The organism is Geomicrobium sp. JCM 19039 (assembly GCF_000698145.1).
Taxonomy (GTDB): domain Bacteria; phylum Bacillota; class Bacilli; order Bacillales; family Marinococcaceae; genus Geomicrobium_A.
The window spans coordinates 1-17,504 of sequence record NZ_BAXB01000019.1; the positions used below are offsets into that span (position 1 = coordinate 1).

Sequence of the window (17,504 nt, forward strand, 5' to 3'; positions counted from 1 at the left end):
TAGCAACCGTCGGCCCTCCGGTGCCGAGCCAAACCCATCGAGCACTGTCGGCGGGGGCGCAATCTGCGCGCAAGTTGGGGCAATCTGCGCTCTAGTTTGATGCATATGGCCGGTAATACAGGGGAATTCCGCTAACTTGCGCGCAGAACGTTGAAACTAGAGCGCAGGTCATCGGCCAGGCAGTCTGCCGAACAACCTAGCAACCGTCGGCCCCTCCGGCGCCGAGCCGAAACCCCACCGAGCACTGTGGGCTAGAGCGCAATCTGCGCGCTGATGTCGCCCGCACATACATAAAGAAAGGTGCGCATCGCACACCTTTCTCCTTCTAACAACGATCAATTAGCCTTTCGTCCCACCTTGGGCAAGTCCTGCGATTAAGTAACGTTGCAAGAACAAGTAGATGGCGGCGATCGGTACGGCAATGAGAATGGCACCGGCAGCAAAGGTCGTGAAGTTGTTGGCAAACTGATTGTTTACCATGTTAAACAGCCCGAGGGCTAATGTGTAGTTCTCTGCGCTCCGCAAAACGATTCTCGGGAGCAAGAAGTCCATAAATGGCGCCATAAATTCAAACAAGGCCACGACGGCGAGAATTGGTTTTGCTAGCGGCAACATGATCGTAAAGAAGACGCGCAAGTGACCTGCGCCATCGATGCGTGCAGCGTCATCCAAATCTTTAGAAATCGTATCAAAATACCCTTTGACGAGCCACGCTTGGAACGGGATACTGCCGCCAATATAAATGAGCGTTAACCCGACAAGCGAATCGAGCATGTTGATGAAGTTAAGCAGGATGAAGAGTGCCACCATTCCCATAAGCACGGGGAACATTTGCAAGATGAGCAACACGTACAATCCGTTTTTCCGACCGACAAAGCGGTATCTCGAGAAGGCGTACGCGACAAGCGCCGCGGTAAGTACCGAGAAAAACGAGTTGGCTACGGCGACCATGAGACTGTTTTTATACCACGTCACGTAGTTACTTGCGGGATCAAAGAAGAGCCACTCGTAATGGGTGAAACTCCAATTGTCTGGAATCATCGTCGCCGAGTACATACTCGAGCCTGGATTTAATGACATGCCGAACGTCCAGAGTAAGGGATAGATAATGATGGTGAACATAATGAGAATGATGATGTAAATGGTTGAAACTTCAATTCGATCCTTCCACCGTTTCAAAATACTTTCCCCTCCTCTTTATACGACCTCGTTTGCCTAAACTGCCAAAACGCAACCGAGCAGACAATTAACCCAATGATCAAGGAGATGACCGCAGCCATATTGTAGTTCTGGTTTTGGAACGTTAAGCTGTACACCCACGAGATGAGGATGTCTGAACCACCGGCATTTTGCCCACGAATTGCAGGTCCCCCTTCATTAAATAAGTAGATGATATTAAAGTTGTTAAAGTTCATTGCGTATTGCATGATGAGCAGCGGTGCTGTCGCGTATAAAATGTGGGGCAACGTGATTTTCGTAAACTTTGAAAATCGCGAAGCGCCATCCACGTCCGCAGCCTCGTACCAATCTTTTGATACGCTTTGCAACACTCCTGTAAATAGCGCAAACACAAACGGGAACCCTAACCATGTTTGAATCATAATGAGCGCTGTTCGTGTCCAAAATGGATCCGACTGCCAAGGAATCTCCAACCCGAACAGCGGGATTAGTAGATCGCGATTGATGGCACCAAAGCCATCATTAAACATCGCAGAAAAAATAAGAATCGTCACAAACGCAGGTACGGCCCACGGTAGAATGAGCACAGTGCGGATCAGGCGCTTATACTTCACCCGTTTGTCGTTAACGAGCACGGCTAAAAATAAACCTAAACTCACTTGCAACGTCGTCGCTACAAGCGTCCACACGACCGTCCATGACAACACACTGAAAAATGTATTCTGCCAAATATCGACGGTAAATAACGCAATAAAGTTATCAAACCCAACCCAGTTTAATAGATTCGCTGGCGGTGCATTGTATAAGTGATAATCAGTAAACGCCAGCAAAACCATAAAAATGAGAGGTAGTATTACGATAAAGGACATGAGGACCATCGGGATGGATAACAACAAATACGGAAAACTTTTATCATATGTACTTCTGAAAGATTCTCTTATTGTAAATGAGCGGTGCCCATCTTGAATTCGAATGGCTTCTTTGTACGCATCGATAATGTTCACAACGTAGAAGACAAGAAACGCAACGAGAATAAAAATGGAAATAAGCCCTTGGATGAGAAGCATGATGGAATGGTCAACACCTTGGAGTGTCCCAAGCGTCGTAATTCCCCATAACCCCAGTCCGATAAAATCGGCAAATACGATGATAAACGCCGTCATAAACAGAATAAGGGTCAACCCTTTGCCCCATCTGCGGTTATACAATTGACCAAGACCGGCATATAGAATGGAAAGGACAAGTGCCAGTGCAGGCTTGTGTCGCGTATGCTTTGGCTCGGTTTCTGGCATCATAGACAAGCGTTCCACCCCCTTGAATGATAAGAAGAGGAGCATTCCGCCCCTCTCTCTTCTATTTAGTTACCCATCGTTGCAATGTTTTCATGGATCAAATCGACGGCTTCTTCTAACACCTCTTCAGAATCTTCCCCTTGTGCTGAGAATTGTAGCGCATCACCAATCGGCTCCCACACTTGGTTCATTTCCGGAACGTTCGGCATCGGTGAACCGTTAAGAATTTGCTCAGCAAACCCTTGCATCAATTCATCATCCGCAATTTCTGGGTCCTCCAACAAGTGCGTTACCGCAGGCATCTCACCAGCGACACGGTAATACTCCATGTTGTTCTCATCTTCAGTCATAAAGATCATCAAATCTTGCGCCCAATACTTCTCTTCAGAAAATGGCGAAAGAATCCACGACTTAAATCCAATCAATGACGGCGCAACTTCACCGTTTGGTAATTCAGGTAACGGTGCAGATCTTAAGTTCTCTTCACCAATCGCACTTGAATACGACGGGATATTCCACGGTCCGGTTAACGATACCCCAACATTTCCATCTGTAAAGAGACCATCTTGAATTTCTGGGTCGATCGATGGTGGAATCCAACCGTTCTCACTCCACGTTTGCATCCGCTCGACACCTTCAATCGCTCCTTCATTTGCGAGCCCAATGTCAGACGTATCATAACCTCCGTCCGTTTCAGCGAAGATATAACCGCCAAACCCTGTCAGGAATGGGTAAGCAAAATACATATTGTTATGTTCCATCAAAAAGCCAAACTCATCTTGCGATGTATCGGTTAACTCTTCAGCAATCGCCTCAAGCTCATCAATCGTTGTTGGGGCTTCAGGAACGAGCTCGGTGTTGTACAGTAAACCGTACGTTTCAGATACGAGCGGCACACCGTAAACCTCGCCATCATATGTCATCCCTTGGATGCTTTCCTCAGTAAATCGATCCTCGTATTCCCCTAATTCTAGTGCTCAGCCAAGTTTTGAACCGCTAAGTTCCCTGTATGGTCATGTGGTGCAAAGTAGATGTCCGGTCCAGATCCTGCCGGTCCGTCAAGCGCAATGTTCTCCACTTGATCGAACATATCCATAGACGTTAATTGCACTTCAATGCCTGTTTCTTCTTCATATCTTTCTACGATCGTTTGAACGGCTGCGATCTGATCGTCTTCTTCGTTTACCCATACATGAAGGGAATCTGGCTTATCTGGCTCTTCCCCTTCTGATACTTCTCCACCTGCTTCGGTTTCTTCGTCTCTGTCTGGTGCACATGCTGCCAAAGTAGTCATGAGCACTGCACTCATAAATAAAAACCCGTACTTTTTAGACATTCAGTCATTCCCCCTAAAATCATTTCTAAGCAAACGTTTGCACAAAATGAATGAGTAACCGCTTTCACAGTTATTTAATCATACATATGGTCGTTTGCCTAGTGTTTTTTTAAAAGATTCTTAAATTACATAAAAATTACTATTGAACCGTAATATAAAAAGGCATACAATGACGTTATGGTAGCGACTGTCAATTACGTAAGCGGTTTCATTATTTAGTGAGACAATAATGGTATCGATTGCACAAAAATAAGGAGGATGTGTATGCAACTCGCTGCAGTCTTGCACGAACCGAAGTCCCATATGGCTTATGCCATTAATGAAAGTACCGTTCATTTACGTGTACGAACGGCCAACAATGCAATAACTACCATTCACGTCATTTACGGTGATAAATATGCGTGGGATGAAACCCGGACCGAGGAGAAGCTTGTGTGTCGTTCTTCAGATGAATGGCATGACCATTACGAAATTAAAATTCAGCCTCCTAATAAAAGGCTCACATACTGTTTTCGATTATCTAGTGGGAATGAAGAAGTTCTTTTTCACGAGAATGGTTTCACAAAGGGTTCTCAAGAAAACCTTGATGATTGCTTTCATTATCCTTTTTTAAATCAAATCGACATTATTCGACCACCTGAATGGGTGAAAGATGCGATCTTTTATCAAATTTTTCCGGAGCGGTTTGCAAATGGCGATGACTCGCTAAGCCCAACCAATAAAGAACCTTGGGGAGAGGTTGAACCAAATCCTGACAACTTTTTCGGCGGTGATTTGCAAGGTGTGATTGACCACCTTGATCATTTGGAAACGCTTGGCATTACCGCCATCTACTTCACACCTGTATTCAAAGCCACAACGAATCATAAATACGACACGATCGACTATATGAACGTTGACCCACATTTCGGCGATAACGCATTGCTGAAAGAGCTTGTGAATCGTTGTCACGAGCGTGGCATCCGCGTACTGCTTGATGCGGTATTCAATCATAGCGGTTACTACTTCCCACCGTTTCAAGACGTGCTGGAAAGGCAGGGAAACTCAACATATAAAGACTGGTTCCACCTCCCTCAGTTTCCTGTAACGAACGAACCGAAGCCGAACTACCGGACATTTGCTTTTGAACCGAAAATGCCAAAGATTAATACTGAAAACCCTGAAGTGAAGGCGTATTTCCTAGAAGTCGCCCGCTATTGGATTGAAGATATTGGCGTAGATGGATGGCGTCTTGATGTTGCCAATGAAGTGGACCATGCTTTCTGGCGTGAATTCAGACACGTTGTAAAAAGCGTCAATCCGGACGCTTACATACTCGGCGAAGTGTGGCACGAATCGGGTCCTTGGCTTCAAGGCGATCAGTTTGATGCTGTCATGAACTATCCGTTCACAAATGCGGTGTTGGATTACTTCTGCAAACAACGCATTGACCGAATGGCATTCCAGCAACGCATTGAGCGGCTGCTTGTCACCTACCCTGAACAAACGACCAACGCTGCGTTTAACTTACTCGATTCACACGATACGGCGCGCCTCTTAACGCTGTGTGAGAACGATAAAGAGAAAATGAAGCAAGCTGTGTTATTTCAATTCACGTTCCGGGCACGCCGTGCGTGTATTACGGGGACGAAGTTGGCTTAGACGGTGGTCACGACCCGGGCTGTCGGAAAACGATGGAATGGGACGAAGAAAAACAAGACCACGACCTATTCGCGTTCTACAAGGCGATGACCGGGTTGCGACGTGAGCACGCTGCGCTTCGCGACGGATCGTTTCAGTTCATTGATACCACTGACGGTGTCGCCTATGAACGTAGAAACGAGAAAGAAACACTCATCATACACATCGGTTCAACAACTGAAGAACTTACAGACTACAAAACGTTGCACGAAGGCAACGGATGGACGGTACGACAAAAAGAAAACTAGCAGGAGGCCTTTATGACGACGTTTAAAGTAGGAATTGTCGGTTGCGGCAGCATTGCTGTTCATCGACATTTACCGGAGTATCACGCAAATAAGCACGCAGAAATTGCAGGGATTTTTGATCCGAATAAAGACCGGGCACAAGCAATGGCGGATCAATACGGGGCACGTGCGTACACGACCGTAGAAGAATTGCTCGAGAGTGATGTGGATATCATTAGTGTTTGTGCACCAAACGTACACCATGCGAGCATTTCCATTGCCGCATTGGATGCTGGCAAACATGTGCTTTGCGAAAAGCCGATGGCCGCTTCTGTCGAAGAAGCTGAGGCAATGATTGACGCGGAGAAACGCACCGGCAAAACGTTGATGATTGCCCATAACCAGCGGTTTGTTCCGTCTCATGTGAAAGCACGCGAACTGATCAAAAACGGTGAAATTGGCGCAATTTACAGCGTTCGCACAACGTTCGGTCACGGCGGACCTGAAGGCTGGAGTGCCGACGGCAAAGACAGTTGGTTTTTTGATCAATCGAAAGCCATCGTTGGCGCACTCGGTGACCTCGGCGTACACAAAGCTGACCTCGTTCGCTTCCTTCTCGGAGAAGAGATTGCTGAAGTGTCTGCGTTTACGAGCAACCTATCGAAACCTCATGGCAACGTTGAAGACAACGCTTTGTGCATTCTACAATCAGAAACTGGCAAACTGATCTCACTTTCTGCCAGCTGGTCGTACCGTGCTGCAGAAGATAATTCGACGATCATTTACGGTGAAAAAGGCATGATCCGCTGCGAAGACGATCCCGAACACTCGCTCATTATTGATCGTGTAGACGGTGAAACAGAAGCGCTTCAGCTCGGCGAAATTCAAACGAATGATTCCCAAGGAAATTCTGGTGTGATTGATGCGTTCATTCACAGCCTTGCGACAGGAGATACACCACCTGTTACAGGAACCGATGGTCTCAGGTCGCTTGAAATTATATTGGCTGCGCTACAATCTTCCAAAGAGAAACGTACAATTTCAATTACGAAAGAAAGGGTATGATCCACGATGAAACTAGGCGTATTTACCGTTTTATTCGCACAACAATCTTTTGAAACGATGCTTGATACAGTAAAAAATGCCGGTCTTGAAACGGTAGAGATCGGCGCAGGGGGAAATCCGGGCAACGATCATTGCCCAACAGAAGCATTGCTAGAAGATGCGGATGCAAGGAAAAGGTACCTTCAAGAAGTGGAGGAGCGCGAGCTGGAAATTAGCGCGCTCAGCTGCCATAACAATCCACTCAGCCCAGATAAAAACGAAGCGGAAACGGCACATCAGGAGCTTATGAATACGATCAAACTTGCGAACCAACTTGACGTTCCCGTCGTCAACACATTTTCCGGAACGCCCGGTAGTGGGGAGAACAGTTCGGTCACCCATTGGCCTGTCGCACCGTGGCCAACCCAATACTCTGACATTTATCATTGGCAATGGGAACAAAAAATCATTCCTTATTGGAAAGATGTTGCGAAAGTGGCTGAAGACCACGGCGTAAAAATTGGCATTGAGATGCACGGAGGATTTTCTGTCCACTCTCCACATACCATGCTAAAATTATCTCAAGAAACAGGGAATGTGATCGGAACGAACTTTGACCCTAGCCATATGTGGTGGCAAGGCATTGACCCGGTCGCAGCGATCCGAATCCTTGGAGAAGCTGGACTCATTCATCATTTTCATGCGAAAGATACCTATATGAACAAAGAAAATATGAACCGCCACGGCGTCCTTGACATGCAGCCTTATTCCGATGTCCCAAACCGCGCCTGGTCATTTAGATCCGTTGGATACGGACACCCGGTTTACGACTGGGCCGACATGATTAGCGCCCTACGTACGTACGGATATGACCATGCCATTAGCATTGAGCACGAAGATCCGATTATGTCCATAGAAGAAGGCTTTGCAGCAGCTGTAAGAAACTTACAGTCTGTCATCATAAAAGAACCGGCATCTGACATGTGGTGGGCGTAACGACCGAGGAGGAACCATGAACATGAGCGTAACGATCAAAGATGTTGCATCTGAAGCAAAAGTAGCCACATCAACTGTTTCTAGAGTGTTGGCAAACAGCCCGAAGATCAGTGCTGAAACGGCGAAACGTGTACGAAAAGCCATTGCCGACTTAAACTACCACCCAAACCATACCGCTCGCAGCCTTGCTAGCCAGTTAACGAAGACGATCGGACTTGTGATGCCAAGCTCCGCTCATGTTTCTTTTCAAAATCCGTTCTTCCCAGAAGTCATTCGCGGCATTAGCACCGAAGCGCACAAAAAGAACTACGGACTGTACTTGACGACAAGTCAAACGGACGAAGAAGTTTTTGAGGAAGTGCAGCGCATGGTTCAAGAGAAACGTGTCGATGCCATTATCCTGCTTTTCTCATTAGAACGACCGGCTTGTACACTACTTGCTCGAACAAGACTTTCCGTTTGTTTTGCTCGGCAGACCTGCTGTCACGAACCCAAAAGACGTCTGGTATGTAAATAACGACAACGTGCGCACCGGGCGACTCGCCACCGAATATTTGACACTATTAAAACATGAACGCATCGGTCTCATCTTAAACCGCTCCGATGCCGTCGTATCTCAAGACCGGACATACGGCTACAAAGAAGCGCTCGCGCAAATGAACTTGCCCGTCCGCGACGACTATCTCGCCTATTATACAGACCAACATACCGGTAGCCAGGATGCCTTTATTAGTGTCATGAGCGTCCCTGAGCCACCGACGGCAATCATTGCCGAAGACATGGTCATTTTCGGGATTTTGCGGACTGTCCAAGAGCTAGGGCTACGTGTGCCCGACGACTTGTCGCTCGTCGCGTTCAATAACTATATGATTTCCGAACTTGCCTCACCACCGGTTACAAGCATCGACATTCAAATCTTCGAACTCGGTACACAAGCAATGAAACTGCTATTCAAGCAACTCGAAGACAGCACCTCTCTGCCCGAGCAAGTGATTGTGCCCCACCAGCTCATTCGACGACAATCGTGCTCGAGATGGCAAGGATAAACGAAAGCGGTGATACACACCGCTTTCGTTTATTTTCGTTTATCGACCATTTCTTCAACGAGCTTTCTTCGCAACACTTTGCCGACAGTTGTTTTTGGCAATTCGCTACGAAATTCAATGATCTCTGGCACTTTGTACGCAGCCAAATGTTCGATGCACCATTTAATTAATTGTTCGGCTGTCGTGTCAGCCCCTTCGGTAAGGACGACCGATGCGGCAAGCGTTTCTCCGCGGTACGGGTCGGGAACGCCGTATACACTCACTTCTAGCACATGTTCATGTGCATAGAGCAAGTCTTCCACTTCGTTAGGGTAAATGTTGTAGCCACTGCCAATGACCATTTCTTTTTTGCGACCGACGATATAAAAATAACCATCGGCATCGACAGTGGCAATGTCACCGGTCCTAAGCCAGCCGTCCTTGAGCTGTTGCTCCGTTGCTTCAGGCTCACCCCAATACCCTTTCATCACTTGCGGTCCTTTAATGAGCAACTCCCCTGCTTCACCGATGTGGGCATCTTTTCCTGTGTCAATGTCAACGATTCGGCATTCCGTACTCGGAAGCGGGACACCAATACTCCCGACCTTGCGCAAACCGTGATACGGATTGCGATGAGTCGTTGGTGAGGCTTCAGATAGCCCGTAGCCTTCCGAGATGACCGCGCCTGTGAGTTGTTCGACACCGCGGATAACTTCAACGGGCATCGGGGCTCCCCCACCGGTCATCACTTTGAAATTGCCAAACGATATCGGATGCTTTTTCGCATAGTTTAACAATCCGATGTACATCGTCGGGACGGCGGGAAAGTACGTCGCTGGTGCTCGTTAATGAGCCGAACACCGTCCTTTACGCGCCACCGCCTCATCGTCACAATTGTGGCTGCGGCATAAATTCCCTGATTCATGACGCTCGACATCCCAAGAACGTGAAAAAATGGAGATACCCCTAAAAATACTTCACCAGGCCGAACGAGTGTGCCTTTGGCAAATGCGAACGTTTGAATGACGTTCGCAACAAGATTGGCATGTGTCAGCATGGCGCCTTTCGGAACGCCTGTCGTTCCTCCTGTAAATTGAATGACTGCTACATCTTCAGCGGGGATAATCTCGGTCGTTACGTCTTGATAGGTGTCAGCATTATGAATGATGGTGGACAAGTCTTCGGTTTCGTTTTCTCCATCAATGTAAATGGATGGAATGTTGTATTTTGATATTTTTGTGCGTTGTTTGGTTTCGCCAATGAATAAGCGCGGGTGCACGATGCTGATCATATGAGCGAGTTCTTGGGATTGATACATCGGATTGACTTGTACGACGATCGCCCCCATTCTGAGTATCGCATAGTACGATAGGATATACTCATGGGCGTTTGGCAACATGAGCAAAACCGGATCGCCTTTTTGTAAGCCACGTGCGTGCAGAGCGGCGGCGAATTGGTCGACTTGTTGATCTAGCTCGGCGTACGTCATCTTTCGCCCGTCATCGATGATGGCTGTATGTTCACCGAATTGTGTTGCCGATTGTTTTAACAATGCATCCACGGAAATGTCGGGAACGTCAACTCGTTCTGGGACACCGTCAGGATAATGGGTGAGCCACGCTTTTGTAAGCATTTAGCTCATGACCTTTGCCTGCTGTTTGAGCATTTGTTTGGAGATGATGACGCGTTGAATTTCATTGGTCCCTTCATAGATTTTCGTAATGCGGGCATCCCGGTAATAGCGTTCTGCAGGGTATTCGGCCATGTACCCCATCCCCCGTGAATTTGTACAGCCTTGTCAGCGACACGATTGTACACGTCGGTGGCATACAGCTTTGCCATCGCGCATTCTTGAATGGCTTTCTCTCCTTGGTCGAGCATCCACGCGCCTCGGTATGTGAGCGCTCTTGCTGCTTCTGTTTCGGTTTTCATGTCAGCAAGCATAAATTGAACGGCTTGTTGATCTCCAATCGGTTTGCCGAACTGCTTTCGCTCTAATGCATATTCGGTTGACAGTTCAATCAGTTTGTCACATGACCCGATCGAGCGAGCACCGAGGCACACACGTCCTTCTCCTAATATCGTAAGGGCGCTCACATACCCCATCCCAACTTCGCCAATGACATTCTCGGCTGGCACTTCACAATTCTCAAACACGACTTGGGCGGTTTTCGATCCGCGCAGCCCCATTTTCTTATCCGGTTTCCCTACATGAATGCCGGGGAAGTTACGCTCAACGAGAAATGCGGTAATGCCGCCCTTTGCGCCTTTTTCACGATCGGTAAGGGCAAAAACGGTAAATACGTCAGCAAACGGGGCGTTCGTAATAAAGTGCTTCGTCCCGTTTAATACCCAATGATCCCCATGTTTTTCTGCTGTTGTGGATAGGTTGGTCGCGTCTGACCCTGCACCTGGTTCCGATAAAGCAAAACAAGCAATTTTCTCACCAGACGCAATGTCAGGCAAGTATTTTTGTTTCAAATGCTCATCCGCGAGACGAACGAGTCCCATGCTGCCAATTCCCGTATGCGCACCGATCATCGATACGTATGCATTGTGCGTGCGGCCGAGTTGTTCTAATACGTTGCATTTCCCGACCGTATCTAGGCCGATGCTCCGTACTCCTCAGGAATGCTTAATCCGAACAATCCCAATTCCTTCGCTTTATCAATGAGATGTTTTGGAATCTCTTCTGTTTCTTCGATTTCATTTGCATACAAATCGACCTCTTTATCTACGAAATTCCTTACCATCGTTTTCATTTGCTCATTTTCTTCACTTAATTTAAAATTCATGCTCGTTCCTCCTCAATGTCTTGTTCTCCCTACAAGTAATTGCAAAGTTCATGCCAGTGCGTACTGGAGGGGTTTATTGCGGTTCAGCACGGTTATTGATTCAATTCTGTATCAGTCGATTCATTTTTGTATGAATTCGGTTTCCTCCATTGATAAAGGAGAATAGCAAGAATTATGGCGATGCCTAAAAGATCGGTATACAGTTCTTGGTACACGAGTAAGACGGCGGCGATTAGGAGGGCAGCGCGCTCCATGACGTTTGTTTTCTTCAACATACACCCTTCAACAAAGGCGGCAAAAGCAATCAATCCAAGCGTCGCGGTAATGAGCCCAAATATGACACTGCCAACCTCTCCTTCAAGCGAGAGAGCAGAATTGTAGACGAGCATATACGGCAGAATAAACCCAGCCATGCCTATGCGTAGCGAGTAGACGGACGTACGAAGCGGATTGCTCCCAGCAATGCCCGCAGTAATAAATGACGTAATCGCCACTGGCGGCGTAATTCCTGAGAAAATACCAAAGTAGAAAACAAAAAAGTGGGCAACGATGACGGGAACGTCTAATTGTACGAGCGCACCCGCTGCCACTGTCGCGAGAATAACGTACGCTGATACTGTTGGCATGCCCATCCCGAGAATGATACACGCGACCATGATCATGAGTAGCATCGGGAGAAGCTGTCCCCCTGAAAGTTCAATCGCAAATCGGGAAAAACTCATCCCTAGCCCGGTCATAATGACCGACCCAGCAATAATACCTGCACCTGCACACGCCATCACCGTTGGGATGGCATTTTTAATGCCTGCTTCTAATGCCGACAGCACCCCAATTACGTTCAAACGACTTTCTTTACGCAGTAGACTAAGCACGAGTACAGCTCCCAGTGCGAAAAGCCCCGCTCTCATCGGGCTTGTCCCTTGCACCATCAACACGATAATGATGACAAGCGGCAAGATGAGGTACCCTTTTTTCAAAAGAATTTCTTTCAAGCTCGGCAACTGCCTTCTCGGAATTCCTTCTAAACCAAGCTTTCTTGCTTGAAAGTAAATGACAGCTCCGACGACGATGAAAAACAGCAACGCAGGAATGAGCGCATACGCGGCGATTTCGATGTACGGAATGCCTGTAAACTCTGCCATAACAAATGCTGCAGCCCCCATAATGGGTGGCATAATTTGCCCACCTTGAGATGAAACAGCTTCCACTCCTCCGGCGAACGTTTTGCTATAGCCAACTCTCTTCATGAGCGGAATCGTAAACGGACCTGTCATGGACGCATTCGCCGCGCCGTTCCCGGTAATCGTAGCCAGTAAACCACTCGACAACACGGACGCCAGTGCAGGGCCTCCACGAATCCTGCCCGTTAACGCAAACGCAAATTCAATAAAGAACTGCCCAACACCGGTGCGCATCATAAAAGCGGCAAAAATGAGAAAGATGATGAGCACCGTCGACGCCACATAAATCGGGTCACTGAAAATACCATTGGTCGTAATGAACAACGCATCCGTCATTCGTCCATAACTAAAGCCTTGGTGACCGAGAATGCCAGGAAACATCGGCCCGATAAAAATATACAGCCAGAAGAACAGCGCCAAGATGGCCATCGCATGACCAATCGTTCGCCTTACCCCTTCAATAATAAGAAAGATCATTCCCGTTGCGACAACCTGATCAAATACACTCGAAGCGCCTTGCCGCAAAGCGATCTCTGGGTAAGCGAAAAACCCATGAAGCAAAAGCCCAATAGAAAGGACGAGTGGCAACACATCAAAGATCGGGTGTCCTTGCTGCTTCCCTTTTTTATATGGGAAACAACTAAAACACAACACGAGCCCAATTGACGTAAACATCATTCGATGTTGCCACGCCGGAAACCCTCCAAATGCTGCATAGTATAGTACATAGACGGCAAGACCAATCGCAATACAAGCAATAACAAACATCCGTAAGCGCTTCCAAAAATGTTCTTGTTTCGGATTGTAATACGCCCGTTCAATATCTGTATTCATCTTCTCTTCAGCAATCGTCAAATCAATTTTTCCGTCAGCTTTTACGTTTAATCCCGAAGTCATTCCTCTCCACCCCCATCATACACCCCAATCTCCTCATAGTAGCGAAGTGCACCAGGGTGAATGTTCTCTTCAGGATTTTCAATCACATCAAATGTATGCTCGGGGTCAAACCATGCCCCTCTGCTCGGTTGTTCCTCCTGGACACGATCGACACTCTCCCAGATTTGTTTGGTCATCTCGTACACAAGGTCGTCATTCACAGCATCGTTCATGATCATCATCGCCCAGCTTGCGAGCGCGTCAACGTCTTCTGTCTGATTGGAATATGTGCCTGCAGGAATGGTCATTCCCGTTGAATAGCCGTAACCTGCTTCATCCATCTCGTTCATGACATCTTCAGGTACTTCAAGCAATCGAAGCGACCGGGTTGAATCAACCTCTGTTAGAGCCGGAACCCCTGGCCCACCGCCTTGCACAGTAATATCAATGATCCCGTCCCGCAACTGATTGGCCGCATCGCCATACCCACCGAAATTGAGCGAAACACCCGCTTCTTCTAACGCTTTCTCATCATAACCCATCGTTTCAAAAATCTCCGAAAGGTCGCTTCACTCGCATCTCCAGGATTCCCATTAATCGCATCTGCACCGTGCAAAACGACGTCCTCCAGCGTTTCATATGGACTATCCTCCAACACAGCAATGTTCCACATCGTCGGGTAAAACGCAGCAATCGCCTTCACATTTTCCTGCGGTTCGCCCGCAAATGCGCCTGCACCTTGGATGCTGTCCATGAAATCCGAGGCAAACACTAGTCCTGATTGCACATCCCTCGCCGTATTCACCTCACGAATGTTGCCGATAGCACCGCCTTCCACCACCGTCACATCAAGCTCTGCAATCTCATCTAGCCAAATGTCCGAAAGTAACGTAGACAACGGATACCACCCGGAGCCTGTCGGGCCTGAAATGTGCGCATGCTGATTGTCCCCGCGATCCTCACCCATTGCACATGCACTCACTCCGAGTAAACACGCCACCACACTAACGCCGATCCATCTTCTTCTCATGCGTACCCTCCTCTTGCGCTTTGAACTTGCCTTACGTTATGCAAGATCCATACCAGGATGTAAGCGCTTTAAAACAGAAGATGTCACCTTGATTCGATTCAAAATTGAGTTAAGGATACATAATTGTATTAAAAAACTACTGTAGGGTTTTTTGAAAAGTGTTGACGGTGGTCTGGTGGTCGGTACCCCTGCCAAGTGGTAGATCTGCGCTCTAGTTCTTCAATTCTGCGATCCAGTTGACGGTTTCTACTCCCTTTTCCTGCCCTATCCACCAAACTTGCGCGCAGTTGGATTTAACTTGAGCGCAGACTTCTCACCCCGCACCCGCTCGCTCACTTCGTCATGGCGGTGCGGAAGGTCGCCAGCTTTCCCGCATTCCGCCACCACCCACCATGCCCTCTACGGCTTCGCTCCCTGCCCCAAACAAAAAACGCCGCCTTTCGGCGACGTTTAGTTATGAGAAGATGTTATCGATGGCTGTGATTTCTTCTTGGGTGAGGCTGATCTCTGCGGCGCGAATGCTGCTTTTCACTTGATCTGCCCGTTTTGCTCCGGGAATGATCACATCGACAGAGGGCCGGGTCAAGTACCACGCTAACACGATGTGCGCGACCTCTTCCCCTTTTGCATCAGCAATTTCTCGCACACGCTCCACCTTGGCCAAGTTCGCTTTAAATGCTTCGCCTTGGAACGATGGCTTCTTCGCTCGCAAATCGTTGAACGTCGTGGATTCGTCGTATTTACCGGCGAGAAGTCCCGACTCGAGCGGGAAGTACGGGATGAACGTGATGTTCTCTTTTTCCGTATACGGGAAAACTCCGTCTCAGCACCGCGGTTTAACAAATTATATTCCGCTTGCAACACATCAACGTAGCCGTCTGCGTTCGCCTCTTTTAACTGGGCGGGTGAGAAGTTCGACACCCCAATTGAGCGGATCTTGCCCGCGTCCTTGAGCTCCTTCAACGCCCCGACCGCTTCAGCCTTCGGCGTGTCCTCATCCGGAAAATGAATGTAAAACAAATCAATATAATCTGTCTGCATCCGCTTTAAACTGTCATCCACTGCTTTTGTTAAGAAGGCAGGGGAGTTATCGAACACCATGTTCTCTCCTTGAAAGCGGTGTGCCGCCTTCGACGCAATGATCACTTTCTCGCGGTTATACTCCCTCACGACCTCTCCAACGAGTTCTTCTGACCGTTCCGGCCCGTAAATGTATGCTGTGTCAAGCATCGTAATGCCATTGTCAATGGCCGTTCGCACGACATTGCGTCCTTCTTCTTCATCAAGCATATCAGGATAAATGTTATGCCCGCCAACAGCATTCGTGCCGAGCCCAACCGGATGCGCCTTTACGTTAGACTTACCGAGTTGCACGTGGTTTGCCATGCTTATCACTCCTTGTCTATTCTTTATTACACGAAATGAGAGGTATTAAACCATTTCACGCAAATAGACTTTTTGAATCTTTCCACTTGCCGTTTTCGGCAATTCATCTAAAAAAGTGACATGACGTGGGCATTTGAAATGCGCGAGGTGCTCTCTCACAAAGCCGATCATGTCCTCCTCCGTTGCCTCATGACCTTCGCGCAACACAAGAATGGCATGTGGCGTCTCTCCCCACTTCTCATCGGGCTTCGCCACGATTGCTGCTTCCTTCACTGCCGGATGACGATAGAAAACATCCTCCACTTCGAGAGACGAGATGTTCTCTCCGCCGCTAATAATAATATCTTTCTTACGGTCGACGATTTGAACACGATTTCTTTCATCAATCGTCGCCATATCGCCGGTGTGTAGCCAGCCATCACGAATCGTGTTCTTCGTCTCCTCGTCGTTCTTCCAATATCCCTTCATCACCCCGTGACCCCGAACGACAAGCTCGCCAACGGTTTCTCCGTCCGCAGGGACGTCTTGACCGTGCTCATTGAACACGCGTACTCTCGTGCCAATCATCTCGTAGCCTTGCTTTGCTTTTGCAGCATAATAGGCATTTCCGGTTTGGTCTCTATCTTCAGATGACATGTACGAGGCGAGTGTGAGTGGGGCGGACTCGGTCATGCCGTTCGCCGTATAGTAAAATGGCGAGCCCCAACCATTCACATGGAACATTGGTAAAATATGAATCAATGTATCTTCGTCGTTCACACGTAGATGGTGCATGGACGAGAGTGCGTGCAAGTAGTTGTTCCGGTGAGTGAGCATGACCCCTTTTGGTTTGCCTGTTGTTCCACTCGTATAAAGAAGCGAACACACGTCATTTTCGCTCACTTCTGCCCGTTGGAATGACTCTTTGGATTGGTTTGCCAACCAGTCATCATAACTGTAATACGCCCCAGACGAACGCTCAGCACCATGAACGACAATCGTTTGCACCTGTTCTAATTTCGGAATGATCGGTTCGACGAGAGGGTATAACTCGTGGTCAACAAACAACACCCGGCTCTCGCTATGATTGAGAATGTATAAATAATCTTCAGATTTCAATCTCGTATTTAAAGAAACCATGACCGCACCTAACTGAAAAACACCATAAAACCCTTCATACATTTCCAGCGTATTTGGTGCAAGGTACACGACCCGATCTCCTTTTTGTGCACCAAACGAGTGCAGACCGTGAGATAATCGATTGACGCGGTCGTTCACGTCTTTATATGTGTAAACGTTATCATTTTGATCAATAATTGCTCGCTTGTCACCGTAAATGTGTACCGCTCGATCAAAAAAATCCGTCAATACCATCTCCGTCATCAAAATCCCTCCGCTGTTTTGTCCGAATAGTTACACTTTTCACGTTACAGGAAAACCATCCAATCGACAAGCTCCAGCATCTCCGATTTCAGTTT

General features: G+C 47.8%; 14 protein-coding genes and 4 pseudogenes. 6 read left to right on the top strand and 12 right to left on the bottom strand.

All coding sequences use genetic code 11. The features are described 5' to 3' along the window. Positions 1–339 precede the first annotated feature (339 nt). The 4 genes from JCM19039_RS15800 to JCM19039_RS26695 form a co-directional block, all read right to left on the bottom strand. The gene (locus JCM19039_RS15800; RefSeq protein WP_193744268.1) at positions 340–1,122 is read right to left on the bottom strand and encodes a sugar ABC transporter permease; all 783 of its coding nucleotides are present in this window, start codon (positions 1,120–1,122) and stop codon (positions 340–342) included. A 53-nt stretch (positions 1,123–1,175) separates the two neighbouring features. Continuing rightward, positions 1,176–2,471 carry a carbohydrate ABC transporter permease gene (locus JCM19039_RS15805; RefSeq protein ID WP_042429121.1) on the bottom strand — a complete coding sequence of 432 codons (1,296 nt, stop codon included), beginning with the start codon at positions 2,469–2,471 and terminating at the stop codon, positions 1,176–1,178. Between the two features lie 65 nt (positions 2,472–2,536). After that, the gene (locus JCM19039_RS15810) at positions 2,537–3,394 is read right to left on the bottom strand and encodes an extracellular solute-binding protein (protein ID WP_255343683.1); all 858 of its coding nucleotides are present in this window, start codon (positions 3,392–3,394) and stop codon (positions 2,537–2,539) included. A gap of 47 nt (positions 3,395–3,441) precedes the next feature. Continuing rightward, on the bottom strand, positions 3,442–3,807 hold the full coding sequence (locus JCM19039_RS26695; RefSeq protein WP_255343684.1) for an extracellular solute-binding protein: 366 nt from the start codon (positions 3,805–3,807) through the stop codon (positions 3,442–3,444). Between the two features lie 264 nt (positions 3,808–4,071). On the opposite strand from JCM19039_RS26695, the gene JCM19039_RS15815 reads away from it, so the two are divergent. Genes JCM19039_RS15815 through JCM19039_RS25855 form a run of 6 tightly spaced genes read left to right on the top strand, consistent with a single transcriptional unit; the run spans position 4,072 to position 8,800 of the window. Further along, positions 4,072–5,448: a glycoside hydrolase family 13 protein gene (locus tag JCM19039_RS15815; protein WP_238545098.1), complete on the top strand. Its 1,377-nt coding sequence runs from the start codon at positions 4,072–4,074 to the stop codon at positions 5,446–5,448. Beyond that, positions 5,421–5,735, top strand: coding sequence for a hypothetical protein (locus JCM19039_RS25845; protein WP_238545099.1), 315 nt, complete (start codon positions 5,421–5,423; stop codon positions 5,733–5,735). The genes JCM19039_RS15815 and JCM19039_RS25845 overlap by 28 nt, the downstream gene beginning before the upstream one ends. Positions 5,736–5,747: 12 nt before the next feature. Further along, complete coding sequence (locus tag JCM19039_RS15820) at positions 5,748–6,779, top strand: Gfo/Idh/MocA family protein (RefSeq protein WP_042428985.1); 1,032 nt, start codon at positions 5,748–5,750, stop codon at positions 6,777–6,779. Positions 6,780–6,785: 6 nt separating this feature from the next. Then, positions 6,786–7,754 carry a sugar phosphate isomerase/epimerase gene (locus JCM19039_RS15825; RefSeq protein WP_042428988.1) on the top strand — a complete coding sequence of 323 codons (969 nt, stop codon included), beginning with the start codon at positions 6,786–6,788 and terminating at the stop codon, positions 7,752–7,754. 22 nt (positions 7,755–7,776) lie between these two features. Then, positions 7,777–8,271: a LacI family DNA-binding transcriptional regulator gene (locus JCM19039_RS25850; protein ID WP_238545100.1), complete on the top strand. Its 495-nt coding sequence runs from the start codon at positions 7,777–7,779 to the stop codon at positions 8,269–8,271. Continuing rightward, positions 8,192–8,800, top strand: a complete 609-nt coding sequence (locus tag JCM19039_RS25855; RefSeq protein WP_238545101.1) for a substrate-binding domain-containing protein — start codon at positions 8,192–8,194, stop codon at positions 8,798–8,800. Before JCM19039_RS25850 ends, JCM19039_RS25855 begins: the two co-directional genes overlap by 80 nt. 29 nt (positions 8,801–8,829) lie before the next feature. Here the strand turns inward: JCM19039_RS25855 and JCM19039_RS28095 are convergent, their stop codons facing one another. From JCM19039_RS28095 to JCM19039_RS15865, 8 genes and pseudogenes are all read right to left on the bottom strand, one after another. Then, positions 8,830–9,267 (bottom strand): hypothetical protein, encoded by a 438-nt coding sequence (locus JCM19039_RS28095; protein WP_373975889.1) that lies wholly within the window; start codon positions 9,265–9,267, stop codon positions 8,830–8,832. A 45-nt stretch (positions 9,268–9,312) separates the two neighbouring features. Then, positions 9,313–10,412: pseudogene (locus JCM19039_RS25865) on the bottom strand (AMP-binding protein); the annotation flags it as partial. Beyond that, positions 10,413–11,574 (bottom strand): annotated as a pseudogene (locus JCM19039_RS15840) (acyl-CoA dehydrogenase family protein). A gap of 92 nt (positions 11,575–11,666) precedes the next feature. Next, the gene (locus tag JCM19039_RS15845; RefSeq protein WP_042428991.1) at positions 11,667–13,652 is read right to left on the bottom strand and encodes a TRAP transporter permease; all 1,986 of its coding nucleotides are present in this window, start codon (positions 13,650–13,652) and stop codon (positions 11,667–11,669) included. Continuing rightward, positions 13,649–14,661: pseudogene (locus tag JCM19039_RS28100) on the bottom strand (TAXI family TRAP transporter solute-binding subunit). The gene JCM19039_RS15845 and the pseudogene JCM19039_RS28100 overlap by 4 nt, the downstream one beginning before the upstream one ends. Positions 14,662–14,925: 264 nt before the next feature. After that, positions 14,926–15,048, bottom strand: a complete 123-nt coding sequence (locus JCM19039_RS26700) for a hypothetical protein (RefSeq protein WP_255343685.1) — start codon at positions 15,046–15,048, stop codon at positions 14,926–14,928. 67 nt (positions 15,049–15,115) lie between these two features. Beyond that, a pseudogene (locus tag JCM19039_RS15860) lies at positions 15,116–16,047 on the bottom strand (aldo/keto reductase). A gap of 45 nt (positions 16,048–16,092) precedes the next feature. After that, the gene (locus tag JCM19039_RS15865; RefSeq protein ID WP_042429000.1) at positions 16,093–17,409 is read right to left on the bottom strand and encodes an AMP-binding protein; all 1,317 of its coding nucleotides are present in this window, start codon (positions 17,407–17,409) and stop codon (positions 16,093–16,095) included. Between the last annotated feature and the right edge of the window lie 95 nt (positions 17,410–17,504).

What these genes read in the sequence shown, in the direction of transcription:
- JCM19039_RS15800 (WP_193744268.1), bottom strand. Translation starts at nt 1,122, where the DNA reads ATGTTCACCATCATTATCTATCCCTTACTCTGGACGTTCGGCATGTCA.
- JCM19039_RS15805 (WP_042429121.1), bottom strand. Translation starts at nt 2,471, where the DNA reads ATGCCAGAAACCGAGCCAAAGCATACGCGACACAAGCCTGCACTGGCA.
- JCM19039_RS15810 (WP_255343683.1), bottom strand. Translation starts at nt 3,394, where the DNA reads ATGACATATGATGGCGAGGTTTACGGTGTGCCGCTCGTATCTGAAACG.
- JCM19039_RS26695 (WP_255343684.1), bottom strand. Translation starts at nt 3,807, where the DNA reads ATGTCTAAAAAGTACGGGTTTTTATTTATGAGTGCAGTGCTCATGACT.
- JCM19039_RS15815 (WP_238545098.1), top strand. Translation starts at nt 4,072, where the DNA reads ATGCAACTCGCTGCAGTCTTGCACGAACCGAAGTCCCATATGGCTTAT.
- JCM19039_RS15820 (WP_042428985.1), top strand. Translation starts at nt 5,748, where the DNA reads ATGACGACGTTTAAAGTAGGAATTGTCGGTTGCGGCAGCATTGCTGTT.
- JCM19039_RS15825 (WP_042428988.1), top strand. Translation starts at nt 6,786, where the DNA reads ATGAAACTAGGCGTATTTACCGTTTTATTCGCACAACAATCTTTTGAA.
- JCM19039_RS25850 (WP_238545100.1), top strand. Translation starts at nt 7,777, where the DNA reads ATGAGCGTAACGATCAAAGATGTTGCATCTGAAGCAAAAGTAGCCACA.
- JCM19039_RS28095 (WP_373975889.1), bottom strand. Translation starts at nt 9,267, where the DNA reads ATGAAAGGGTATTGGGGTGAGCCTGAAGCAACGGAGCAACAGCTCAAG.
- JCM19039_RS15845 (WP_042428991.1), bottom strand. Translation starts at nt 13,652, where the DNA reads ATGACTTCGGGATTAAACGTAAAAGCTGACGGAAAAATTGATTTGACG.
- JCM19039_RS15865 (WP_042429000.1), bottom strand. Translation starts at nt 17,409, where the DNA reads ATGACGGAGATGGTATTGACGGATTTTTTTGATCGAGCGGTACACATT.